Consider the following 24392-nt stretch of genomic DNA (forward strand, 5'->3'; position numbering starts at 1 on the left):
CACTGTGTTGTTGACTTACATACGAGGACGAGCACCAGGAGAGCCCAGCACAAACGACCGCCCCCACACCCGCCCCCCCCCCCCCCCCCCCCCCCCCCCCCCCCCCCCCGCCCCCCCCCCCCCCCCCCCCCCCCCCCCCCCCCCCCCCCCCCCCCCCCCCCCCCCCCCCCCCCCCCCGGCCTGAATGCACCGACAATCGCAGGACAACCCATGCTGTATTCGCTTCAGGCGCTCCGCGCGTTCGCCGCCTGGGTGGTGGTCTGCCACCACTTCATGCAGATCTTCTTCGACTTCCATGCCGACGGCCCCGTGGGCCGCCTGCTCGCCGAACGCGGTGCGGTGGGCGTGGACATCTTCTTCGTCATCAGTGGTCTGGTGATCTACCTCTCGACCCGCGACAAAGACATCGCGCCCCGCGAATTCCTCCTCAACCGCGTGCTGCGCATCGTCCCGGCCTACTGGTTCTACACCTTGCTCATGGCCGTGATGCTGCTGGCGGCCAGTCGCTGGATGCCGCATCAGGTGTTCGACTGGCAGCATCTGCTGCTGTCGCTGTTGTTCGTGCCGTCCGAAAACCCCGGTGGCTACGGCCTCTATCCAACGCTCAACGTCGGCTGGACGCTGAACTTCGAGATGTTCTTCTACCTGCTGTTCGGCCTGGCCTTTCTGGTGCGCCAGCGCCACCACCTGATTCTGGTCACCGCTGCGTTGCTGCTGGTCAGTGAAGTGCTCGGCCGTCTTGGTGTGCTCAGCCGCTTCTACAACAACGACATCATCTACGAGTTCGTGCTGGGGATCGGGCTGGGCGTGCTGTACCGCCGTGGTTTGATCCGCGAGGGACTCTGGCTGCCTTTGGCGGTGCTGGTCGCGGCCGGCTTTGCGTTGTATCGGCTCGACGCCTCGCAACGCCTGCTGCACTGGGGCTTGCCCAGTGCCATGGTGGTGCTGGCGTTCATCGCCCTGGAGCCGTACTTTCGCGGCAACCGGGTGCTCAAGGCGCTGGGCGATTGTTCCTACTCGGTGTACCTGATCCACGTGCTGGTGCTCTGGGCCGGCTGGTTCGTCAGCCAGCGCCTGGCGCTGAACCCGTACCTGGTGTTCGCCGTCTGCGTGCCGGCCATCGGCTTGCTGTCGTGGTTCAGTTACCAGTGGCTGGAGTGCGGCCTGTACCGGCGATTGAAGGCGCAGTTCGCCACGAACCAGGCTGCACCGGCGCTATCCCGAGTCAAATACTAGGACTTTGTCCGATGCCGGGCTTTGGCGTACACTGCACGGCAAGTCTGTGAGGAACTTCCATGAGCGCTATAACCATTACCGACGCCGCCCATGATTATCTGGCCGATCTGCTTTCCAAGCAGAACACGCCCGGGATCGGCATCCGCGTCTTCATCACCCAGCCGGGCACCCAGTACGCCGAGACCTGCATCGCGTATTGCAAGCCGGGCGAAGAGAAGCCTGACGACACCGCCGTGGGTCTGAAGAGCTTCACCGCTTACATCGATGCCGTCAGCGAGCCGTTTCTCGAAGACGCGCTGGTGGACTACGCCACCGATCGCATGGGCGGGCAACTGACCATCAAGGCGCCGAACGCCAAGGTGCCGATGGTCAACGAAGACAGCCCGCTCAACGAGCGCATCAACTACTACCTGCAGACCGAGATCAATCCGGGTCTGGCCAGCCACGGTGGGCAGGTGAGCCTGATCGACGTGGTCGAGGACGGTATCGCCGTGTTGCAATTCGGCGGCGGTTGCCAGGGCTGCGGCCAGGCCGACGTGACGCTCAAGGACGGTATCGAGCGCACCCTGCTCGAGCGGGTGCCGGAGCTGAAAGGCGTGCGCGATGTGACTGACCACAGTCAGAAAGAGAACGCCTACTACTGAGTCCAGTGGAAGGCGTGACGCATTGGGGCCGCAGTGTGCGGCCCCAATCGCATTCAGTGCAAGCCCCTCACAGGATCGGCTTGCCGCCGGTCACCGCATAGCGCGACCCGGAAATGTAGCTGCTCTCGTCCGAGCCCAGCAGCACATAGATCGGCGCCACCTCCACCGGCTGTCCTGGCCGTCCCAGCGGCGTTTTCGAACCGAAGTTGCGCACCGCCTCATCCGGCATGGTCGCGGGGATCAAGGGTGTCCAGATCGGGCCTGGCGCCACGCTGTTGACCCGGATGCCCTGCGGGCCGAGCATCTGCGCCAGCCCCGCGCTGAAGTTGGCGATGGCGCCTTTGGTGGTGGCATAGGCCAGCAGGCTTGGCGACGGGTCGTCGGAGTTCACCGAACTGGTGTTGATGATCGAACTGCCGCGCGGCATGGACGGCAGCGCCGCCTTGCAGATGCGGAAGATGGCGGTGATGTTGATGTCGAACGTCTTCACCCATTCCTCGTCGTCGATTTCGTCGAGGGTTTCATGCGACATCTGGAACGCCGCGTTGTTGACCAGAATGTCGATGTGCCCGAACTGCCCGACGGTTTTGCTGACGATGTCGTGGCAGTGCTGTTTCTGCGCCAGATCGCCCGGCAGCAACAGGCACTCACGACCTTCGGCCTCCACCCATTTGGCGGTGTCCTTGGCGTCTTCGTGCTCGTCGAGGTAGGCAATGGCCACATCGGCGCCCTCGCGGGCATAGGCGATGGCCACCGCGCGGCCGATGCCGCTGTCACCCCCGGTTATCAGCGCCTTCTTGCCCGTCAGCCGACCGCTGCCGGTGTAAGACTGTTCGCCGCAATCGGGTACCGGGTCCATGTGCTTCTGGCTGCCGGGCACGGTCTGCGGCTGCGAGGCGAACGGTGGGGTGGGGTAGTTGCGCATGGCGGTCACTCCTGCTGAAGAAAAAGGTCTCTTTGCCTATGAAGCGAGCCAGTGCTCAGGGTTGGAACGGATATCCGCCTGCCACGACAAACGGTCAGCGGGCGATTGATCTGAATCTTTCTCGCGCGCCTGTCTCTATCCCCTATCGAGTCACACAACGATCAGGAGCGATCGCGTGCCACGCATCATCACCCCCGCTACCCCCGAGCATGAAATCTCCAGCGAGCGCGAAGCACGGATGTTCGGCTCGCCGAAAGAGCGCCTGGATTTCTATCGCCGGGAAATCCAGTACGAGACCACCATCCTGGCCAACCGCACCGACGCCTACCTCACCGCGCAATCCTTCCTGGTCATCGCCTTCGTCTCCGCCATGAGCAACCTCAATGAGAGCTGGGGGCAGATGTTCACGTTGCTGGTGCCGCCCTTCCTGGCGCTGCTGGGCGTGCTCAGTTCGCTCAACGCCTGGCCGGGGATCCATGCCGCCTACAAGATCATCGACCACTGGCAGCTCAAGCAGAGCAATCTACTGCGCAGCGAACCGCTGATGGGCCTGGCTTACGACGAGTCGCCGCTGTTCGCCGAGGCCGAGACCTCACGGGCGTCGCATCGCAAGTCGCTGCTGTTTTCCCTGCGCACGCCGTGGATCTTCCTGGCGTTCTGGGTGATTTTGGGCGGTTACGCGCTGTTCATTCAGCTGGGTTGACGGACCGCCTTCACATTTCACTTACAGTCAGCACGGCCGCCCATCTGGCAGAATCCCTTCCTTTTCCTGTGTCTGGAGACCTTCATGCTGCGTGTACTCGAACGCTGGCTTGACCCTTTCCCGCCCGACGAGGCCCCGCCACCGCCCATGGGGCTGGCGCGCTTCATGTGGGCCTGCACCCGCGGCGCGCGCGGCTACATCGTCGCCCTGGCACTGCTGAGCGCCGCGGTGTCGGTGTATGAAGCCTGGCTGTTCGCCTTTCTCGGACAAGTGGTGGACCTGCTGGCCAAATGGCAGGTCGGCGAAGCCGTAACCGCCGAGGAGACTCGCGTGCTGTGGGGCGTCGGCGCCGTACTGGTGATCAGCATTGCGCTGGTGGCTGCACGCACCATGGTCCAGCACCAGGTCCTGGCGATCAATTTGCCTCTGCGCCTGCGGTGGGATTTCCACCGTCTGATGCTTCGCCAGAGCCTGTCGTTCTTTTCCGATGAGTTCTCCGGGCGGGTGACCACCAAGGTGATGCAGACCGCCCTGGCGGTGCGCGAGGTGCTGTTCACCTTGATCGAGATCCTGCCGGGTATCGGGGTGTACTTCGTGGCCATCATCGCCCTGGCGGGTGGCTTCGCGCCGAAGTTGATGCTGCCGTTCGTGGCCTGGTTGCTGCTGTTCGGACTGACCATGCTGTACTTCGTGCCGCGCCTGGGCAAAGTGGGGCAGGAGCAGGCCAACGCCCGCTCGTCCATGACCGGACGGGTGTCGGACGCCTACACCAACATCACCACGGTCAAGCTGTTCTCCCATTCCAAGCGCGAGGCGCATTTCGCCCGGGCGGCGATGGAAGACTTCAAGCACACCGGTTTCCGACAGATGCGCCTGGTCAGCCAGTTCGAGATCGCCAATCAGGCGCTGGTGGTCGGTTTGATCATGAGTGCCGGCGGCTATGCCCTGTGGCTCTGGCATCAGGGTCAGGTCGGCGCCGGTGCGGTGGCGGCGATTACCGCCATGGCGCTGCGCATCAATGGCATGTCGCACTGGATCATGTGGCAGATGACCTCGCTGTTCGAGAGCATCGGCACCGTGCAGGACGGCATGGCCACCCTGGCCACCGGTCCCAAGGTGCAGGACGCGCCCGGTGCCGGTGTGCTGCAGACCCAGGGCGGGGCCGTGAGCTTCGACAACGTGCACTTCAACTACAACGGCGAACGTCAGGTGCTCGATGGCCTGAGTCTGGAGATCCGTGCCGGCGAGAAGATCGGCCTGGTAGGCCGCTCCGGGGCCGGCAAGTCGACCTTGATCAACCTGCTGCTGCGGTTCCACGACGTCGACCAAGGACAGATCCGCATCGACGGCCAGGATATCGCCCAGGTCACCCAGGACAGCTTGCGCAGTGCCATCGGCATGGTCACCCAGGACACCTCGCTGTTGCACCGCTCGATTCGCGACAACATCGCCTACGGCCGGCCTGACGCCACCGAAGCGCAGATCCGCCAGGCCGCCGTCGACGCCCAGGCCGACGACTTCATCCGCCAGCTCAGCGACCGCCAGGGCCATACCGGCTACGACACCTTGGTCGGCGAGCGCGGCATCAAGCTCTCCGGCGGCCAGCGCCAGCGCGTGGCGATCGCGCGGGTCATGCTCAAGAACGCGCCGATCCTGCTGCTCGACGAAGCCACCAGCGCGCTGGACTCGGAGGTGGAAGTGGCCATCCAGGAAAGCCTCGACGAGATGATGCAGGGCAAGACGGTGATCGCCATCGCCCACCGCTTGTCGACCATCGCCGCCATGGACCGGCTGATCGTGATGGACGAAGGGCGCATCATCGAGCAGGGCACCCATGCCGAGCTGCTGGCGCGCGACGGCACCTACGCCCGGCTTTGGCAGCACCAGAGCGGAGGCTTCCTCGGCGAAGACCAGGGTGTGCTGGAGGCCGCCGAATGAGCCCGAGCCGGTCGTCTAGGCAGGGGCACGCCCATGCACACTTCTGAGCGGCTCAAAGGCCTCGACGTGTTCGTCGCGGTGGCCGAGTGCGCCAGCTTCACTGCCGCGGCAGAGCGCTTGAACCTCACCGCCTCGGCGGTCAGCAAGAGCGTGGCGCGCTTGGAGGCACGGTTGGGCGTGCGGTTGTTCGAGCGGACCACCCGCACCCTGGCACTGACTGAGGCCGGGGTGACCTTCCAGCGCACCTGCACCCGCGTGTTGGGCGAGCTGGAGGACGTGGAGTCGGCGTTGCTCAACGACAGCGAAACGCCGCAGGGCAGGGTACGCATCGACTTGCCGGCGTCTTTCGGACGCCTGCACGTGCTGCCGCTGATCCTGGATTTTCTGCACCTGTTTCCCAAGGTCGATCCGCATGTGTCCTTCACCGACCGTTTCGTCGATCCGGTGGCCGAAGGCATCGACATCGTGGTGCGTATCGGTGGTCCCGATGCCTGGCCAGCCAGTCTAGGGCACCAGTTCCTCGGTGCGCAGCGCCTGGTGTTCTGCGCAGCACCCCGGTATCTGCAACGCCATGGCGAGCCCCGTGATCAGGCCCAATTGCACGGCCATGCCTGCGTGGTCTATGGCCAGCGTGATGGCGGTGTCGGGCCGTGGTACCTCAAGGGCCGCGAGGCCGGGGACATCGAGCGACGCAGCATGCCTTCGCGCATCGCCGTCGGCGATGGCGAAGGCGAGGTGGCGGCCGTGTTGGCGGGGCTCGGTATCGCCCAGTTGCCCACCTGGCTGACCCAACCGCACATGGAGCAAGGCAGCGTGGTGGAGGTGTTGCCTGAACTGTCCACCGATGGCTTGCCGATCAACCTGGTCTGGTTGAAGAGCCGGGAAAACCTGCCCAAGGTCCGCGCCCTGCTCGACTACCTGGCGCCGCGCCTGTGCGCCCACGGCAGACGGCCTGCGCCGCCTGACACGGCACAATGAGCGCTGCCGGTCAGGGCGCGAGCCGCCGAACCACCGCCAACAGCACCAAGGCCAGCAGCGCGACGCAGGCGGCCACGTAGCCCAGGCAGTCGGTGCCCAGGTGCGTCAGGGTCAGCCCGCCGATGATTGCGCCCAGGCCGATGCCGGCATTGGCCGCCGACACGTTGCTGGTGCCCGCCAGGGCCTTGGCCTGCGACACGCAGGCCATCACCCGCACCTGACAGATGGGGTACAGCGCGGTGTTGGCGATGCCCCACAGCCCCAGCACGGCGCACAGCAGCACGGTGGAGTGGGCGACGGGAACCAACGCTGCCATACCCAGCGCCAGCAGGATCAGGAACAGCCGGGTGGCATTGAGCGGCGAGCGATCGACGAGCTTGCCGCCGATCCAGTTGCCGATCAGGCCGACCGCACCGAAGCCCATCAGCCACCAGCCGACCTGCGCGGGCGGCACGCCAGCCACGCGCTCCAGTAGATCGGCCAGGTAGGTGTAGCCGATGAACATCGCCGTGAAGACCACCACCGACAGCAGCACATTGCCCACGAAATAGGCGTCCTTGAAGATCGTCGCCTGCTGGCGCAGGTCCAGTTTCGCCGTGCGGGCGACCTGGGGCATCAGCCACCACAGCGCCACGGCCATCAGCAACGACAGCCCGGCCAGCACCCAGAACGCCCCGCGCCAGCCGATCAGCGTGGAGGCGACCGTGCCCAGCGGAATGCCCAGCAACATGGCCGCCGAGATGCCCAGGTAGACCCTGGCAACCGCGCGCCCGGCGTGCTGTTTTCCGGCCAGATGCCCGGCGGTTTCGCTCGCCGTGCCCCAGAACACCGGCAGCGCCATGGCCGGCACGATGCGGGCAATGGCCAGCACGGTGAAGTTCTGCGCCACGGCGGCCAAGGCGTTGGTCGCCGCGAACAGGCACAGGATCGCGATGAACAGGCGCTTGCGGTCGAGGTGGGAGAGCGCGGCGGTCAGGGGCGGACCGAGCAGCATGACGGTGAAGGCGAACAGGGTGACCAGTTGCCCGGCGGCTGAAACCGACAGATCCAGATCGCGCGCGATCTGCGGCAGCAAGCCGACGATGAGGAATTCAGTGGTGACAATCAGAAAAGCCGAGAAGGCCAGGATCGCGATGCTGATCCCGGTCTTCTGCGTGGAAGGTGCTGCCAGAGGGGGCGTTTGGTAGACGGACATGATCGGGCTCGATGTGAAGGCCGATCAGTCTATTCGTTAATCCATTTCCCTTTTCTGGCATTAATTCCCGAAACTAATGAACTGAATTCAGTAATTGGTCCTCGTTACAGCGTCAGTGCCAGCAGTGCCGCCAGCAGTGCGGGCGGCATGACTACCATGCCCAGGCGCAGGAACTGCCAGGCGCCGACCTGTTCGCCTTCACGGCGAATGGCGACCAGCCACAGCAGGGTTGCCAGCGAGCCGGTGATCGACAGGTTCGGCCCCAGGTCCACGCCAATCAGCAGTGCAGCGGTGGTCTGCACCGGCAATTCGGCCAGGTGCCCCATGGAGCCGGCGATCAGCCCGGTGGGCAGGTTGTTCATCAGGTTGCTGGCGATTGCCACGCCAATGCCGGCGGCCCAGCTTGCCTGGGTCGGTGCGTCGTGGGCCAGCGCCGCCAAGGACTGGGCCAACTGACGGATCACGCCGGTCTGGGCCACGGCTTCGACCAGCACGAACAAGCCCGCCACCAGAGGCAGGACGCCCCAGGCCACCTGCCGCAGCACTGGCATCGGGCTGCGCCGCTGGCTCAGGTGGATCAGCGCGGTGGTCGCCACCCCGGCACAGAACGTCGGCAGGCCCAGCGGTGTATCCAGGGCCGAAGCCAACAACAGCAGCGCGCCCGTCAGCACGATGCCGAGCGCGCACAGGCGCGCGCCCCGCGACAGCGGTTGCGGGTCGATGCTCAGCGCCAGTGGCTGGCTGATCTGCTGGCGCTGGGTCAGGCGCAGGGCCAGGTAGGTCAGCACGATGGCCGCCAATGACGGCAGGCTGAACTGACGCAACCAGTCCAGCAGCGGCGGCATCTGGCTGCCGAACACCACCAGGTTGGCCGGGTTGGAGATCGGCAGCACGAAACTGGCGGCGTTGGCGATGAACGCGCAGATGAACAGGTAGGGCAGGGGATTGGCTTTCGCTGCCTTGCACGCTGCATACACGGCAGGGGTGAGCACCACGGCGGTGGCGTCGTTGGACAGGAACACGGTGACCAGGGTGCCGACCAGGAACACCAGGTCGAACAGGCGCTGGCCGGAGCCGCGCGCGTGCACCACGGCATAGCGCGCCAACCAGTCGAACAGCCCTTCCTGGCGCGCCAGTTCGGCCAACACCATCATGCCGATGAGGAACAGATAGACGTCGCCACCTTCGGCTACGGCGTGCAGCGCGGCGGGTAGTGGAATCAGCCCCAGCACGGTCAGCAGCAGCGCCCCGCCCAGTGCCCAGACGTATTCGGGGATGCGCCATGGGCGCAGGATGACGCCGCCGGTGGCCAACGCGGCCACCGTCCAGATAATCAAGGTGCTCGTAGAAAAACTCATGGGTGGTTCAGTTTCCAGCGGGGGTCGGCATGACCGTCGGCGTATCGCTCGAACGGGGGTGGGTTTCCGGCAGGGCCACCAGCACCAGCACGAAGGCCACGGCGGCGATTCCGGCCAGGGTCAGAAAGGCCGCATCATAGCCTGAGGACTGCACCACCAGGCCAGCGATGCCGGGGCTCAACGCTGCGCCCAGGCCAAAGATCGCGGTCAAGGCGCCGAGGCTGACGTTGAAGCGGCCGGTGCCCTCGGTCAGGTCCTTGACGATGATCGGGAACAGCGCGCCGAAAATCCCGGCGCCAATGCCGTCGAGCAATTGCACCCCGACCAGCCAGAACGGATTGTCCGAGACCACGTACAGCGCACCGCGCAGCGGCAGAATCAGGAAGCCCACCAGCAGAAACGGCTTGCGTCCCCAGTGCTCGGCCTTGGCGCCCACCAGCAGCGCCATCGGCACCATCACCAGTTGTGCGGCGACGATGCAGGCCGAGGTCAAGGGCGTGGCCAGGCGCAGGTCCACCTGCGACAGCTTCTGGCTCACTAGCGGCAGCATGGCTGCGTTGGCCAGGTGGAACAACGCGCAGCACACGGCGAACAGCAGCAGGGTACGGTTGTGCAAGAGCAGCTTGAAGCCGGCGGGCGCGGCGTCCCCGGCTGGCCCGTGACCCAGCCCCCGCGCCACCTGGTGATCGATCGCCGCTGCCGGAATGCGGCTCACGGCGATGACACTGGCCACCGTCATCACTGCCATCAGGTAGAACACCACCACCGGCCCGTACAGATAGGCCAGCCCCCCCGCCAGCAGCGCCGAGAAGGCGTTGCCGGCATGGTTGAACGATTCGTTGCGACCCATGCGCCGGGTGAATGCCTTGGGCCCGGTGATGCCCAGAGAAATGGCGGCGATGGCCGGTGCGAACACCGAGCCGGCCAGGGCGCTGATGGTCTGGGTCAGGGCCACCAGGCTGAACGAGGCCATCAGCGGCAGCAGCAGGCAACTGCCGGTCACCAGCAGGGCCGCGATCACCACCACCGCCCGTTTGGCCGGGGTGCGGTCGATCAGCGCTCCGGCTGGGGTCTGCGCCACCAGCGCGGCGATCCCGGCCAGGCTCATCACCAGGCCGATGCTCGCCGGCTGCCATTGGTGCACGGCCAGCAGGTAAATCGCCAGGTAGGGGCCCAGGCCGTCACGGACATCGGCGAGGAAGAAGTTCAGCCAGTCCAGGCCGCGTTGGTGCGAAGCGAGAGGGGTGTGGTTGTCCAAGATGGCATCTCGATGAGGCCCAAGAGCAGGACACGGGCCGCGCGAGCGGCGGCGCCGTGAGTCGGTGCAAACGAAGTGAACCCAGGTGGTCGATGATTGGGGTGGCCGTCGGCTCCTGATCAGGCAGTCTCTGAGCACAATGACTGTGGCGTCAGGCGATAGGTTCCAGGCCCGCTCACCACTCGATCGGCTGCCCGTCCCAGGCCAGGAACGCACCGTTGTGCGCAGGGCCGTGACGGGCGACCAGGTCCAGCAGGCGCTCGGCCGTGAAGGCCGGTTCGAATAGTCGCTCTGCCGGCACATTGGCTTGGAAGGGCTGGGACAGGTCGGTGTCGGTGGTGCCGGGGTGCAGCATCAGCACCGTCGACAGCGGATTCAGTCGCCGCAACTCGATGCTCGCGGTGCGCAGCAGTTGATTCAGCGCCGCCTTGCTGGCCCGGTAGCTGTACCAACCGCCGAGGTGATTGTCGCCGATGGAGCCGACCCGCGCCGAGAGTGCGGCAAAGGTGGCCGGATGCTGGCGCAGTAGTGGCGCGAGGTGCTTCAGCAACAGGATCGGCGCGAAGCTGTTGCTGAGAAACGCCGCCTGCAGGCTGGCCAGGTCCAACTGCGCCAGTGACTTTTCGGGCCGGGCCGGCGCCTCATGCAGGACGCCCAGGGTGCACAGCACCAGGTGCAGATGGCTGCACTGCTGGCGCAGGGCGCTGGCCAGGTCGGCCAGTGCCGACTCGTCACGGGCATCGCAGTCCAGCAGCACCAGGCGTCCAGGGTGTTGTTGCGCCAGCGTCTGAAGCGCCTGGCTGGCGGTGGCTCGACGCGACACCGCGAATACCCGTTCGACATCGCTGCGTGCCAGCAGGCGTTGGCACAGCGCGAGACCGATGCCGCGACTGGCGCCGCAGACCAGCACCTGACCTGGACCTGGCAGCTCTGCAATCAATGCCATCTTCGACTCCTGTCGATCTCATGAGATTTTGGGAATTAATCGGGCTGAGCTTGTACAAATAATCAAGCGTGTACAACTTTGCACGCTGATCATCCTAAACCGATAGGCGTGCGAGGTCCCATGAACATTCAGCAACTGAACGAGATGGCCGCGGCCGGCCGCATCAACGAACTGGAAGTGCTGTCCCTGGAAGGCGGCTTCTACGTGCTGCGTGCGTTCACCGGCGACGGCCCGCTGTCGCTGCATGACGAACACGGCGAGGTGATGCGCCTGCGCTCTACCACCGAGGTACGCCAGGTGCTGGCCGATACCCCGACGCTGCCGTGCTGGCTGGTGCAACACGTGGTTCACGACGAAATGTGCGGCTTGCGCGACGGCCCGCTGGCGCCGCTGCGGGTGCCGCTGTCGATGGATCGTCCGTGGTGATGGCAAATGGCTGACAGCTTGGCGGAACGATGTCGCACGTAAGCGGGTCCACTTTGGGTAACATTTTGTAACTCGACGCGCCAGGGCCTGTATCCCTGCCGCGCGTTATCCAACGCCTGCACGCTGCAATTCGTTTTCGTGCCCCTGCTTGGAGCAGGCCGCCACGGCGATGCTGAGTGCTTGGTCACAGGTGGAAACCGATGTTGTCAGCCAAACAATCTTCACGCCGCAAGTTCCTGCTGTCGTCCTTGATCGCCTTGCCGGCGCTGGGCGTCACCGTCAAGGGCCTGAGCGCGGCGCTGGCCGCCGAGATGATCGCGCCGAGCCTTGAGCGTTATTCCCCGACCTTTTTCAGCCGCAGTGAGTGGACCTTTCTGCTGGCCGCCTGCGACCGCCTGATCCCCGCCGACGGCCGTGGTCCCGGCGCATTGGAAACCAATGTACCGATCTTCATCGACCAGCAACTGGCAGCGGGCCTGGGCAGCGAGGTCTACCTGCAAGGCCCCTTCGAGCCCCAGGCGCCGGCGACGTTGGGCTATCAGTTGCCCTACACCCTGCAGGAGATTTTCCACAAAGGCATTTCTGCCGTGGAGCACGCTTCGCTGATGAATTATGGCCATCCCTTTGCGCTGTTGTCGCTGGGCGCGCAGGAGCAGACGTTGCATCGCCTGCAGGCGGGCGAGATCGACTTCGCCGAGCACGGCGAGCCGTTGATGAGCAGCACGTTGTTTTTCAACGAGCTGCTCAACCTGACTCGCCAGGGCTGGCTGGCCGACCCGATCTATGGCGGCAACAAGGGCATGAAGGCCTGGGTCGCCATCGGCTTCCCAGGCGCGCGGGCCAGCTATCTGGAGTGGGTGGCGCAGCACGAAGTGGTCTACCCGCTCGGGCCGGTGAGCCTGACGGGAGAGCGGGCATGAGCCAGGTTTCCGACGTTTTCGCAAGCAAGGGGTGTGCATGGCAACGCTAACCAATGACGAAGTCGACGTGGCTGTGGTCGGCCTGGGCTGGACCGGCTCGCTGATGAGCATCGAACTGGCCCAGGCCGGCCTCAAGGTACGCGCCTTCGAGCGTGGCGAGGACCGCCGCAATGCCGATTTCAGCTACCCCAAGCCGGCCGATCAGTATGCCTATGGGGTACGCAACAAGATCATGCTCGCACCCAAGGATGGCGCGCTGACGGTGCGCCACAACCTGCAAGGCACCGCGTTGCCCACCCGCCAGTGGGGCGCTTTCGTGCCGGGCACTGGGGTCGGCGGCTCTGGTCTGCACTGGACGGGCGTGCTGATCCGGCCCACGCCGACCGACCTCAAGCTCAAGACCTACGCCGATCAAGCCTACGCTCCAGGTGTGCTGCCCGCCGACATGCAGATCCAGGATTACCCCTTCACCTGGGAAGAGATCGAGCCGTTCCTCGACCGTTTCGACAAGATCTGTGGCCTGTCGGGCAACACCGGCAACCTCGGCGGGCAGATCATGGTCGGCGGCGACCCGTTCGAGGGACCGCGCTCCAGTCCTTTTCCACTGCCGGCGCTCGAGGACACGCTGAACAACACGATGTTCGCCCAAGCGGCGCGCACGTTGGGTTACCACCCATTTCCCAACCCGTCGGCCAATGTCTCGCGGGCCTGGAAGAACCCCTACGGCAATCAGATCGCGCCGTGCAATTACTGCGGGTTCTGCAGCAAGTACCCGTGCCTGAACTACTCCAAGGCCTCGCCGCAGACCGCCGTGCTCGATGCACTCAAGCGCATGGACAATTTCGATTACCGGGTCAACGCCAATGTGCTGCGGGTCGAACTGCACCCTGATGGCAAGACGGCCCGTGGCATCACTTACATCGACGGCCAAGGCAATGAAGTGTTCCAGCCTGCGCGGATCGTGGTGTTGGCCGCGTTCCAGTTCGTCAATGTGCGGCTGATGCTGCTGTCGGGTATCGGCAAGCCCTATGATCCGATCAGCGGCGAAGGCGTCATAGGTCGTAACTACGCGTACCTCAGCGTCGGCGACACCACCTTGTTCTTCAAAGGCCGGCGCTTCAACCCCTTCGCCACCGCCGGGGCCACCGGGCAGATGTTCAACGACATCTCTCCGGGCAACTTCGACGGGCCGGGCCTGGGCATCATCGGCGGCGCCAAGATCCACAGTTCCCAAGCCACCGGTGCGCCGATCGGCACCGCGCTGCCGGCCGGCACGCCGCAGTGGGGGCAGGCCTGGAAGGAAGGCATGCAGGACTGGTACGGGCACTCGATGAAGGTCAGCATCTCCACCGGCTGCATGTCCTACCGAGGCCACTACGTCGACCTCGACCCGACCTACAAAGACCCTTGGGGTCAGCCGCTGCTGCGTATCACCTTCGACTGGAAGCCCAACGAGCTGAAGTTGCAGCAGTACCTGCGCGGCATCGTGCGCGACATCACCCGCGAATTGGGACCGGACAGCTACAGCGAGAACTTCCTCGGCATGGATGACCACTGGGACATCACCAAGTACGTCTCCACCCACAACGTCGGCGGTGCGGTGATGGGCGACTCGCCACGCACCAGCGCGCTGAACCGCTATCTGCAGAGCTGGGACGTGCACAACGTGTTCGTGCCCGGCGGCAATGCCTTCCCGCAGAACTTCCAGGCCAATCCGACGGCGCTGATCGGGGCGTTGACGCTGTTTTCGGCCCAGGCCATCAAGGATCAGTACTTGAAGAACCCCGGCCCGTTGGTGCAGGCATGAGGGGGGTAGCGATGAAACACCGCAAGCGCTCGTGGCTGCTCAAGTTGCTGGTGCTGGTCCTGGTGGCGGCATGCCTGGCCTGGCTGCTGGCCGTCTGGCTGAACCGTGTGGGCGATGCCCAGGCGCAGATGAACGTGGCCGTCACGCCTGAGCTGATCGAGCAGGGCGCCTACCTGGCCAGGGTCGGCGACTGCGTGGCCTGCCACACGGCCCGCGAGGGCGGCAAAGCCTTCGCTGGAGGGCTGGGTATCGCGTCGCCGATCGGTACGCTGTACTCGACCAACATCACGCCAGACAAGCGTACCGGGATCGGTGACTGGACCTACGGTGAGTTCGAGCGCGCGTTGCGTCGCGGTGTCGGTCACGACGGCAGTGCGCTGTACCCGGCCATGCCGTATCCGTCGTATGCCAAGGTCACCGATGCCGACACGCAGGCGCTCTATGCCTACTTCATGCAAGGCGTGCCAGCGGTGGAGCAGGCCAACAAGGCCAACGCTGTGCCCTGGCCGCTGTCGATCCGTTGGCCTCTGGCCTATTGGCGGGCACTGTTCGCACCCGCGCCGACGCCTGAAACGCCGGCTAGCGAACCGCGCGACATCGCCCGCGGTGCTTACCTGGTGCAGGGACTAGGCCACTGTGGTTCCTGCCACACGCCGCGTGCGCTGACCCTTCAGGAAAAGGCCTTGGACGAACGCTCACCTGTGTACCTCTCCGGCACCCAGCTCAACGGCTGGAATGTGCCAGCGTTGCGCGGCCTGCCGCACTGGAGCACGCAGGAACTGGTCGACTACCTGGGCACCGGGCGCAATGCCAAGGCCGCGGTAGCCGGCGAAATGACCGACGTCATCCTGCACAGCACTTCGCACATGAGCGACACCGACCTGCAGGCCATGGCGGCGTACCTCAAGTCGCTGGCGCCGACTGACACCGCATCTGGGCAGGACAATGAGGCGCGCAGTGCACAGACGGCGGCCAAGCTCACGGCGGCCAAGGATCTGACCCTGGGCGAGCGCCTTTACCTGGACAACTGCAACGCCTGCCACTTCGTCTCCGGCCGAGGGGCCGAGCAGGTGTTCCCGCGTCTGGATGGCGCCACCGTGGTGAATGCCCAAAGTCCGCAGGCGCTGATCCAGGTCATTCTTCAAGGCGCCAGCACCCCTTCGACCGCCCGAGCGCCTTCGGTGCTGCCGATGCCAGGCTTCGCCAAGCGACTCGACGACCAGGAGGTAGCGGAGTTGGCGTCGTTCCTGCGTCAGGGCTGGTCCAACCAAGCGGCGGCGGTCAGCGTCGATGAGGTGCGTGAAATCCGCCAGGCCATCAGCGCGAAGCCATGATGCAGTAGGGATGGGCAGCCCCGGCAATGGTTGCCTGCGGGGCTGCCAGCGCGACTTCAGGCGTGGTGGCCGCTGCTGTTGACGATACGCAGGCACAAGGCTTCGAACGGATCGAGGTTGATCAGCAGCTTGCCGTCCTCATCCAGGTCGCCTTCGACGGTTTCGTTGATCATGTCCACCACCGGGCCGGGTTGGAAACCGGTCAGTTGCAAGGTTTCGCTGATGGGCTCGGCGCCGAAGTTCAACGCGCTGATCTGGGTGCCACGGCCCGCCGGCAACTCATGGACCATCACCAGCAAGCCGGGGCTGCTGACCTCGGGCACCAATACCTGGCGGCTGGCCGCGATGCCGTAGGCCTGACGCACGGCCAACAGCTTCTTGACCTGACTGGCGAACGAATCCGGACGCTGCAGCTGCTCATCCAGGCTGCCATACAGACTGCGGGCGCGTGGCATGCCGCGCACCGAGGCCTGCGCGTCTGGATTCAGCCCCGCCAGGTCGTAGCCGCCCCGGTGAATCCAGCGCGTGTCGCCATCACCCATGCGCTCGGCCACCGCTTCGGCGGGCAAGGGCAGGGCGCCGACCATGTCCCAGCCGGACACTGCCACCACCCCCGGCTGCATGGCGTTGTACATCACCAGCAGCAGGTGCACCCGCTGGATCCGTTCGATATCGGCCGCGCCGATCTGCTCCAGGTCGCGAATTCCCAGTGCTGCGGTAATCAGGCTGACGGTGGTGCAGGAAATGCCGTTGGTGACGAAGCGCAGGTTGTAGGGCGCATGCTCGCCGGAGGCGCGTTCGTAGATCTCTTCGCGAATGTGCTCGCGCAACACGCTGCCAGGCAGGGTCTGGCCCTTGTACAGGTACATGTCATGGGCGTGCAGGGTCCAGAAATGCACCAGTTCGGCGGTCAGTTCGTCGTGGTTCTGCAAGGCGTGGATCAAGGAGGCCGGGTCGATGCCGAACGCGTGCATCTCCTTGAGCATCAGGCGCAGGAACTCGGTGTCGCCGGTGAGCAGCGCGTGCTGGTAGGCCGGGCGAGTGACGAAGTCATAAGACAAGTCGGCGCCGCCCTTGGACATCTGCGCGATGTCGTCCAGGGTCAGGTTCAGCTCCTGGAAGCTGAAGCCGCCGGCCTTGCGGATCATGCCGCCGATCAGTTGGTTGCCGGTCAGCGACAGCGGATGGCTTTCGGACCAGGCAGTGCCTTCAGCGCGAATCTCCACGCCGAGGAAGCCATTGGCATCCAGGCGCAGGCCGCGCGCGCCGAGGCAATCGAGCGCGTGCAGGGCGTCACCGATGATCATCTGCTGGGCCGCGAAAGTGGGATCCAGCCAGTTCAACGACGGCTGGCCTTCCTTGAAGTAGTGCAGATAGACCCAGCGTCGGGTCTTGCCATCCACCCCGACGATCGGCGGGGTGGCGCTCCAGTCGGTCTCCTTGACACCGGGCTCGAAGAAGATCACCCGCTGCAACTGACCGACGATGTAATGGCGCTGCTTGAGTTCATCGCAAACGGCCGGCAGCAGGTTGACCGCGTCACGGCCCGGCGGCACGTCGGGCAGTAGCGGCCAGTCTTCTTCGCGGATCTCGACCATGTGGTAAAGCCCCGGATAGCTGCCATGCCCCAGCTCGGCCAGGCGGAAGTCCGCGCCTTTGCCGGTGTGCGAGGGAATCAGGTCGTCGATGGTCACCGCATTGTGTGCGGCGGCCAGTCGGCTCATCTGCACCAGTTCCTGCTCGGTGCCGTACAACGGGTCGATATCGAAGCTGATGCGGTCGAAGTTGCCGTCGATGCTGGGGGTGGTCTGCCGACCGCTGATGCCGCCTGACTGCTTGATCGGGCCGGTGTGAATGCCCTGGATGCCGATTTCGGACAGGCGCTTCCACAGGGCTTCGTGGCCCAGGGCGGACAGCACGCTGCTACCCTCCGGGGCAATGATGGCGTCGGGGTAGACCGTCAGCCACACCGAGGCGATTTCGCTGGCGCGGCGCGGCTGGGCTTCGGCGTAGGGGTTCTGCCACAGCCGCGACTGGCCGGCATAGAGGCGGGCGCGCTGCTGGGAGGCTTGCAGCATCGAGCGCTCTTCCAGCCACTGGATGTAGGCATCATCGGGTCGGGTCATGCAAGGTTCCTCGGCGGCGTCCATGGGCAGTTTTTATGACGGCCCAGGACGCCAATCGTTCGTTCCGACCGCGTGTGCCGATCCAGTCGGACGCTAGCCTTTGGGCTCGTGGATCGGGCAACCGTTGTGACGAGCGCGGAACGCCGACGACATTTCATAAGAGGGCTTGCGCACGCGCATCACGCCGCCCAGTGGGCGGTGTGCGGCCAAGCCGTGCCAGGGGCTGAACGCCATACCGTCGTCGATCGTCCTGACCTTGTCGTCGGACCAGGTGAACTGCGGTTTCACCTCGACGCGCGCGACCGTCACGTAGGGGCTGAGGTCTTCCGGCCACTGTACCGAGGCGTCTTCGATCGGCATCTTTTCCAGGTCGGTGGCCAATTGCACCCGCAGCTCCCACTCCCCGCCTTGTTGCTCGAAGTAGCGGGTCACGGCCGAGCGCAGACCGTTGGGGTCTCCGTCGAAGTCCACATGTTGATCGGTCAGTGCGGTGAGCGCCGGGGACACTGGCACCAGTGCCAGCTTGGCGTAGTGGTCGCCATACAGCAGCGGCGCCACAGTGGTGAAAGTTTCGCCAAGGATATGAGTCTGCGGATGGCCGCCCAGGCTCTTGAGCGTGCCGCTCTCACCGCCCAGCGCCTCGATCACCGCCTCGGTGCCGCGCAGCACGGCCGACATCACTTCTTTGGTGCGCGGCATCTTGTCGGTGGTCTTGGCCAGCAGTTTCAAGGTCTTGAGGAACTGCTTGGGCGTGGCGGCGGTGAAGGCCTTGGCGTTCTGCATGACGAAGTCCTGCGTGATGTCGCCTTCGCTGCCCGGCAGGCGCGGACCCTCCACGCCGACCAGCTTGATCGCCAGGCCGCGCGGGGTAGAGACCTTGTCGTCGAGAATATCGCCCGGATTGGTGGACAGGCGCAGGTACACCGGCAGCGTGCCGGGCTTGGCGAAGGCGCCCTGGGCCAGGTGCGGCGGCAGGTTGTCGAGCACGGTCAGGGTGCCTTGCAGCAGGCCGTGGCCCTTGGCGTGCACGCTGCGGTCGGCGTGGCCGCGGTCCTCGAAGGTCTTCTGCATGATCGACCTCAGGGTGTCGGCCAGCTCCTGGCTGGTCTGCGCCTCGTCGTCGGGGATCTGCTCGAAGCCGGGCTCGAAGCGCAGCGGTGTGGAGGAAGCGGGGGCTTGGTCGGTCATCGAGATTCTCCAGGTCAGGACAGAGGGCATCACGGGCCCTTGGCGCTCTTTTTCGGTGCCTGAAGAGGGGACTGCGGCGGGGTTGCACAGGTTCGCATTGCAGGCATTTCGCCACGACCAACGGCGATGACCAGCAACTCTGCCATTCAATAGTCACAAAGTTGTCACACAGCTGCTGCACAGTGTCCCGGCCATCACACGGAGCGCTTTTCCATGATACGCCTGATGAAATCTGCTGCACTCGCCGTTGCGGTCTCGCTCAGCGCCACTTCGACCTTCGCTGCAGAGAACGTCCGCCTGACAGGTTCCGGCGCCAGCTTCCCGGCCCCGATCTACCTGACCTGGTTCAAGGATTTCAGCAAGAAGACCGACGGCGTCACCGTCGACTACCAGTCAAAAGGTAGCGGTGCCGGTGTCCAGGACTTCCTGAACAAGACCGTCGATTTCGCCGCCAGCGACTCGGCCATGAAAGACGAAGAAATTGCCAAGGTGGCAGAAGGCGTGCAGTTGCTGCCGATGACCGCGGGCGAGATCGTCCTGGCCTACAACCTGCCGGGCAACCCCAAGGGCTTGAAGCTGCCGCGCGAGGTCTACTCGGACATCTTCCTGGGCAAGATCACCCAGTGGAACGATCCGAAGATCGCTGCCGCCAACCCTGAGCTGAAACTGCCGGCCACGCCGATCACCGTCGTCGTGCGCGCTGACTCCAGCGGTACCACCGCGGTGTTCACCAAGCACCTGTCGGCCATCAATCCAGACTTCAAGCAGACCCTGGGTGAGGGCAACACCGTCAACTGGCCGGCGACCGACAAGTTCATCAAGTCGCCGAAGAACGATGGCGTGACCGCCACCGTACGCCAGACCCCAGGTGCCATCGGCTACATCGAATACGGCTTCGCCAAGCTGGCCAAGGTCGACTTCGCTGCCCTGCAGAACAAGGCTGGCCAGTACGTAGTGCCGAACGCCGAAAGCGGTGCCGAGGCGCTGGCGGCGGTGAACATGCCGGAGAACCTGGTGGCCTGGCTGCCGGATCCGGATGGCGCCAAGTCCTATCCGATCACGTCCTACACCTGGATGATCTTCCGCAAGGACAACGGCAACCCGGCCAAGGCCAAGGCCATGCGTGAAATGGTCGAGTACAGCTTGACCGAAGGCCAGAAGATCGCCGACTCGATGGGTTACATCCCGCTGCCGGCGTCGGTGGTCGAGAAGGTTCGCAAGGCCGCCGAGAACATCAAGTAAGACTCGTCAGGTTGCGCGCGGCGTAGCGTGAGGCGCTCGTCGCGCGCCTTCCCCCTGTCCCGGAAACCATTCATGAACACACCCTTTGCCATTCCGGATAACCCCGATTCCGCCTGCCAGCCGCCTTCAGCGAAGGATTTCCTGGTCGACCGGACCTTCCGTGCCCTGGCCCGCATCGGCGTGGTGCTGGTGCTGGCGCTGGTCTTCGCGCTCATCTACGAGGTCGGACGCAAGGCCCTGCCAGGTATGGAGAAGCATGGCTTCGACGTGCTTTTCGGCAGCGTCTGGGATGTTAACCAAGGCAAATACGGCATTCTGCCAGCGATCTGGGGCACGCTGTACAGCGCCTTGATCGCGTTGTTGATCGCCGGCTTCTTCGGCGTCAGCATGGCAATCTTCCTGACCCAGGACTTTCTTCCCCCGCGGCTGGCGGCGGTGTTTCGCACCATCGTCGAGCTGCTCGCGGCCATCCCCAGCGTGGTCTATGGCCTGTGGGGCATCTACGTGGTGATTCCGGCCATCCGGCCGCTGACCGCCTGGCTGAACAGCGAACTGGGCTGGATTCCATTCTTCGGCTCGTCGCTCAGCGGTCCCGGCCTGCTGCCGGCGGCGCTGGTGCTGGCGATCATGATTCTGCCCACCGTGGCCGCGGTGTCCCAGGATGCCCTGACCAGCGTGCCGATGAAGACCAAACAGGCCGCCTACGGCATGGGCACCACGCACTGGGAAGCCATTCTCAAGGTCATGGTGCCTTCGGCTGCCACCGGTATCTTCGGCTCGCTGGTGCTAGGCCTGGGCCGTGCCCTGGGCGAGACCATGGCGCTGGCCATGCTGGTGGGCAACGCCAACACCATCACCCTGTCGCTGTTCGCCCCGGCCAACACCCTGGCGGCGCTGCTGGCGCTGAATTTCCCGGAGGCCGGCCCGAACGAGGTGGAGGTGTTGATGTACGCCGCCCTGGTCCTGATGTTCATCACCTTGCTGGTGAACGTCGTCGGATCGCTGATCATGCTGTACGCCCAACGGGGACATAAATCATGACCAACCTCACCACCCCCGTGGCCGCAATGCCTAGCCTGCAGCGCCGTTTCGAAGGCCGCGCCCTGCGCAGCCTGAGCCTGACCACCCTGGTGTGGTGCGTGGCTTTGCTGGCCAGCGTGCCGCTGATTTCCGTGCTGTACATGCTGATCACCCGTGGCGGTGCGCGGCTGAGCCTGGAGGTGTTCACCGAGCTGCCGCCGACCGGCTTCGAGATGGGCGGCGGCTTCGGTAACGCCATGGCCGGTACTTTCGTCATGGTCGGTATCGCCGCAGCCATCGCCGTGCCAGTGGGCATCCTCGCGGCGATCTTCCTCGCCGAGCTTGGCCCTGACAGCAAGCTGGCCAACGCGTCGCGCTTCGCCGCGAAGATGCTCACCGGCCTGCCGTCGATCCTCGCCGGCGTGTTCGCCTATGCCTTGGTGGTGATGACCACTGGCACCTACTCGGCCCCGGCAGGCGGCATCGCCCTGGCCGTGCTGATGCTGCCGATCGTGGTGCTGACCGCCGAGGAAGCCATGAAAATGGTGCCCAAGATCATGAAAGACGCCGCCTACGGCATGGGCTGTACCCGCGCCCAGGTGATCTGGAAGATCGTCCTGCCCACCGGTATGCCGGCGATCTTGACCGGGGTCATGCTGGCTGTGGCACGCGCCGCCGGTGAAACCGCGCCGCTGCTGTTCACCGCCTTGTTCAGCAACTACTGGATCTACCACGACGGCAGCCTGGCGGTGATGAACCCCACCGCGTCGCTGGCGGTACTGATCTACAACTTCTCCGGCATGCCCTTCGACAACCAACTGGAGCTCGCTTGGGCGGCCTCGCTGGTGCTGGTGATGATCGTGCTGGTCGTGAATATTCTCAGCCGTATTTTCGGCAAGCCTAAGTATTGAGTACGGGAGCCTATAACTTGAACGTATCGACTGCGCAACGTGCCGCACCGTTGGTCGACCAGGCACCAGTGGTGATGGACTGCAAGCTGGACAAGATCTTCTACGGCAACTTCATGGCCGTGCGTGACAGCCATGTGCCGATCGAGAAGAACAAGATCACCGGCTTCATCGGTCCCTCCGGCTGCGGCAAGAGCACCGTGCTGCGAAGCCTGAACCGCATGAACGACCTGGTGAAGGGGTTTCGCTTCGAAGGCCATGTGCACTTTCTCGGTCAGGATGTCTACGGCAAGGGTGTCGATCCGGTGGTGGTGCGTCGCTACATCGGCATGGTGTTCCAGCAGCCGAACCCTTTTTCGATGAGCATCTTCGACAACGTCGCTTTCGGCCTGCGCCTGAACCGCTACAAGGGCGATATCGGCGACCGCGTCAAGCACGCCCTGCAGGGCGCCGCGCTGTGGGACGAGGTCAAGGACAAGCTCAAGGTCAGTGGCCTGTCGTTGTCCGGTGGCCAGCAGCAGCGTCTGTGCATCGCCCGCGCCATCGCCACCGAGCCGGAAGTGCTGCTGCTCGACGAGCCGTGCTCGGCACTGGACCCGATCGCCACCCGGCGGGTCGAGGAACTGATGGTCGAGCTGAAGAAGGACTACACCATCGCCCTGGTCACCCACAACATGCAGCAGGCCATCCGTGTCGCTGACACCACGGCCTTCTTCTCGGTGGATATTTCCCAGGGCACGCGCACCGGCTATCTGGTGGAGATGGGACCGACCACCGAGATCTTCCAGAACCCGCGCGAGCAACTGACCAGTGACTACATCAGCGGCAAGTTCAGCTGACGGTCACTGGCCCGAGGCGGTCGAGGGGCGCAGGCCAGGGATGGCCTCTGCGTCCCTCGACCGCATTTCCATTTTGTGTAACCAGAGATTGAATATGCCTGCGACACGTCGTCTAGACCTGTCAGCCGTGGAACGCGCCCTGCGGGAGGTGCAGGGCCGTTTTGCCGAGCTGAGCCGCCACTTCACCGAGCCGCGTGATCCGTTCACCGATGAGGTGCTGAACAATGTGCTTGAAGGGTACGCGCTGATTGACGATTATGTCGCCCGGGGCGTCGACCTGTTCGATTTGCAGCAGGTGAACCTGATGCTGGAGATCAACGCTACCGTGCTCTGTGGCACCGATCCGGCCGATCGCCGCGAGTTCGCCCAGCATCTGGCCGCCACCGAAGCGCATTTCTTCAACAATGTCGAAGGTGGCATCAAGGACTTGTACAACTGGTACTGCTCCTACCGCAGCGACTCGGTGTGGAAGCGGGCAGCAGGTGTCTACGTGCGTATCCTGAGCAAGCCGCAATTGTTCATCGAAGGCAACAACCGCACCGGGTCGCTGATCGTCAGCTACCTGTTGATGCGGGCCGGGTTGCCGCCGTTCGTGCTCACGCTGGACAACGCCGAGGGCTATTTCAACCCGTCCTCGGTCATCCGCAACTCTGCCAAGCATGGTGTGAAAGCCTTGTACGAATTGCCCAAGATCAAGAAGAAGTACGCGGCCTTCCTCGAGGCGCAGGCCCCCGACGCCGATGTCTTCTTCGTGCACGGCGCCTCGTCGCGACTGTCCGGGGAGGGGCGCTGATGGCCCGTCATTCCAGGTTCGATCAATGGCGCAGCGGCAGCCGCAAGGCGTGCCAGGGCGTGGCCCGGCTGTTCAGGCGCCCGCGCGTGCGCATCTCGTTCGATATCGACGACACGCTCTCCTGCCTGCCCGACCACAGCCCGGCCGAACACAGCAAGCTGCCCGACTGCGTGCACCGCTGGCTCGGCGAGCCGTTGCGACGCGGCACCCGTGAGCTGATGCGCGATCTGCGCCGTCAGGGCTACAGCATCTGGATCTACACCTCGTCCGGGCGCAGCCCGGCCTACATCCGCCGTTGGCTGCTGTTGTACGGCATCCGTGTCGATGGCGTGGTCAACAGTGACCGGCACCAGCAGGTGTTGGCTGCCAAGGGTGTGGAAAAAGGCCCCTCGAAGCTGCCCTCGGCGTTCGACATCGACCTGCATGTGGACGATTCTGAAGGCGTTGGTATCGAAGGCGACGACCATGGCTTTCGCGTCGTGGTGGTCTGTCCCAAGGACGGCGACTGGACCCACAAGGTCATGGCGGCTGCAGCTGCCGTTCAGGCCCAGTTGGCCTGGCAGCAGCCGCTCAGGCACCGCGTGCCCGCGCAGGCGCTGCTGTCCTGA

General features: G+C 64.8%; 22 protein-coding genes. 15 read left to right on the top strand and 7 right to left on the bottom strand.

Annotated elements, in window-relative coordinates; translation table 11 throughout:
• Window positions 1–210 precede the first annotated feature (210 nt).
• Window positions 211–1236, top strand: coding sequence for an acyltransferase family protein (locus Q6A47_RS09075; RefSeq protein ID WP_029613565.1), 1026 nt, complete (start codon window positions 211–213; stop codon window positions 1234–1236).
• 59 nt (window positions 1237–1295) lie between these two features.
• On the top strand, window positions 1296–1880 hold the full coding sequence (gene nfuA / locus Q6A47_RS09080) for a Fe-S biogenesis protein NfuA (RefSeq protein WP_029613566.1): 585 nt from the start codon (window positions 1296–1298) through the stop codon (window positions 1878–1880).
• A gap of 67 nt (window positions 1881–1947) precedes the next feature.
• Here the strand turns inward: nfuA and Q6A47_RS09085 are convergent, their stop codons facing one another.
• On the bottom strand, window positions 1948–2805 hold the full coding sequence (locus tag Q6A47_RS09085) for an SDR family oxidoreductase (RefSeq protein WP_304484077.1): 858 nt from the start codon (window positions 2803–2805) through the stop codon (window positions 1948–1950).
• A gap of 175 nt (window positions 2806–2980) precedes the next feature.
• On the opposite strand from Q6A47_RS09085, the gene Q6A47_RS09090 reads away from it, so the two are divergent.
• The 3 genes from Q6A47_RS09090 (at window position 2981) to Q6A47_RS09100 (ending at window position 6424) form a co-directional block, all read left to right on the top strand.
• Complete coding sequence (locus tag Q6A47_RS09090; RefSeq protein ID WP_029613568.1) at window positions 2981–3508, top strand: hypothetical protein; 528 nt, start codon at window positions 2981–2983, stop codon at window positions 3506–3508.
• An 84-nt stretch (window positions 3509–3592) separates the two neighbouring features.
• Window positions 3593–5446: an ABC transporter ATP-binding protein gene (locus tag Q6A47_RS09095; RefSeq protein WP_304484079.1), complete on the top strand. Its 1854-nt coding sequence runs from the start codon at window positions 3593–3595 to the stop codon at window positions 5444–5446.
• 33 nt (window positions 5447–5479) lie between these two features.
• Window positions 5480–6424, top strand: a complete 945-nt coding sequence (locus tag Q6A47_RS09100; RefSeq protein WP_039578192.1) for a LysR family transcriptional regulator — start codon at window positions 5480–5482, stop codon at window positions 6422–6424.
• Window positions 6425–6434: 10 nt separating this feature from the next.
• Here Q6A47_RS09100 and Q6A47_RS09105 read toward each other — a convergent pair whose 3' ends face one another.
• From Q6A47_RS09105 to Q6A47_RS09120, 4 genes are all read right to left on the bottom strand, one after another.
• Window positions 6435–7619, bottom strand: a complete 1185-nt coding sequence (locus Q6A47_RS09105; protein ID WP_039578190.1) for an MFS transporter — start codon at window positions 7617–7619, stop codon at window positions 6435–6437.
• 104 nt (window positions 7620–7723) lie between these two features.
• Complete coding sequence (locus Q6A47_RS09110; RefSeq protein WP_304484083.1) at window positions 7724–8977, bottom strand: arsenic transporter; 1254 nt, start codon at window positions 8975–8977, stop codon at window positions 7724–7726.
• Between the two features lie 7 nt (window positions 8978–8984).
• Window positions 8985–10235: an MFS transporter gene (locus tag Q6A47_RS09115; protein WP_295481805.1), complete on the bottom strand. Its 1251-nt coding sequence runs from the start codon at window positions 10233–10235 to the stop codon at window positions 8985–8987.
• 175 nt (window positions 10236–10410) lie between these two features.
• Window positions 10411–11181, bottom strand: a complete 771-nt coding sequence (locus tag Q6A47_RS09120; RefSeq protein WP_116888420.1) for an SDR family NAD(P)-dependent oxidoreductase — start codon at window positions 11179–11181, stop codon at window positions 10411–10413.
• Between the two features lie 120 nt (window positions 11182–11301).
• On the opposite strand from Q6A47_RS09120, the gene Q6A47_RS09125 reads away from it, so the two are divergent.
• From Q6A47_RS09125 to Q6A47_RS09140, 4 genes are all read left to right on the top strand, one after another.
• Window positions 11302–11607, top strand: a complete 306-nt coding sequence (locus Q6A47_RS09125; RefSeq protein ID WP_029613572.1) for a DUF6482 family protein — start codon at window positions 11302–11304, stop codon at window positions 11605–11607.
• 200 nt (window positions 11608–11807) lie between these two features.
• Window positions 11808–12527, top strand: a complete 720-nt coding sequence (locus Q6A47_RS09130; protein ID WP_039578181.1) for a gluconate 2-dehydrogenase subunit 3 family protein — start codon at window positions 11808–11810, stop codon at window positions 12525–12527.
• 37 nt (window positions 12528–12564) lie between these two features.
• Entirely contained in the window at window positions 12565–14334 is a 1770-nt protein-coding gene (locus tag Q6A47_RS09135) for a GMC family oxidoreductase (RefSeq protein ID WP_295481810.1), read from the top strand.
• 11 nt (window positions 14335–14345) lie between these two features.
• Window positions 14346–15668, top strand: coding sequence for a c-type cytochrome (locus Q6A47_RS09140; protein WP_304484087.1), 1323 nt, complete (start codon window positions 14346–14348; stop codon window positions 15666–15668).
• A gap of 56 nt (window positions 15669–15724) precedes the next feature.
• Here the strand turns inward: Q6A47_RS09140 and treS are convergent, their stop codons facing one another.
• Both treS and Q6A47_RS09150 read right to left on the bottom strand, forming a co-directional pair.
• Entirely contained in the window at window positions 15725–17794 is a 2070-nt protein-coding gene (treS, locus tag Q6A47_RS09145) for a maltose alpha-D-glucosyltransferase (protein ID WP_304484088.1), read from the bottom strand.
• Between the two features lie 93 nt (window positions 17795–17887).
• Window positions 17888–18982 (bottom strand): catalase family protein, encoded by a 1095-nt coding sequence (locus Q6A47_RS09150; RefSeq protein ID WP_295481815.1) that lies wholly within the window; start codon window positions 18980–18982, stop codon window positions 17888–17890.
• Between the two features lie 213 nt (window positions 18983–19195).
• On the opposite strand from Q6A47_RS09150, the gene pstS reads away from it, so the two are divergent.
• The 6 genes from pstS (at window position 19196) to Q6A47_RS09180 (ending at window position 24392) form a co-directional block, all read left to right on the top strand.
• Entirely contained in the window at window positions 19196–20224 is a 1029-nt protein-coding gene (gene pstS / locus Q6A47_RS09155; protein ID WP_039578172.1) for a phosphate ABC transporter substrate-binding protein PstS, read from the top strand.
• Between the two features lie 72 nt (window positions 20225–20296).
• Window positions 20297–21265, top strand: coding sequence for a phosphate ABC transporter permease subunit PstC (gene pstC / locus Q6A47_RS09160; RefSeq protein ID WP_295481818.1), 969 nt, complete (start codon window positions 20297–20299; stop codon window positions 21263–21265).
• Window positions 21262–22155, top strand: coding sequence for a phosphate ABC transporter permease PstA (gene pstA / locus Q6A47_RS09165; RefSeq protein WP_039578166.1), 894 nt, complete (start codon window positions 21262–21264; stop codon window positions 22153–22155). The genes pstC and pstA overlap by 4 nt, the downstream gene beginning before the upstream one ends.
• Window positions 22156–22229: 74 nt before the next feature.
• A complete protein-coding gene (gene pstB / locus Q6A47_RS09170; RefSeq protein WP_233630991.1) occupies window positions 22230–22991 on the top strand; it encodes a phosphate ABC transporter ATP-binding protein PstB in 762 nt (253 codons plus the stop codon).
• 94 nt (window positions 22992–23085) lie between these two features.
• Window positions 23086–23784, top strand: coding sequence for a Fic family protein (locus tag Q6A47_RS09175; protein WP_304484089.1), 699 nt, complete (start codon window positions 23086–23088; stop codon window positions 23782–23784).
• Window positions 23784–24392 (top strand): hypothetical protein, encoded by a 609-nt coding sequence (locus Q6A47_RS09180; RefSeq protein ID WP_304484090.1) that lies wholly within the window; start codon window positions 23784–23786, stop codon window positions 24390–24392. The genes Q6A47_RS09175 and Q6A47_RS09180 overlap by 1 nt, the downstream gene beginning before the upstream one ends.

The organism is Pseudomonas boreofloridensis, from assembly GCF_030580795.1.
Taxonomy (GTDB): Bacteria; Pseudomonadota; Gammaproteobacteria; order Pseudomonadales; family Pseudomonadaceae; genus Aquipseudomonas; species Aquipseudomonas boreofloridensis.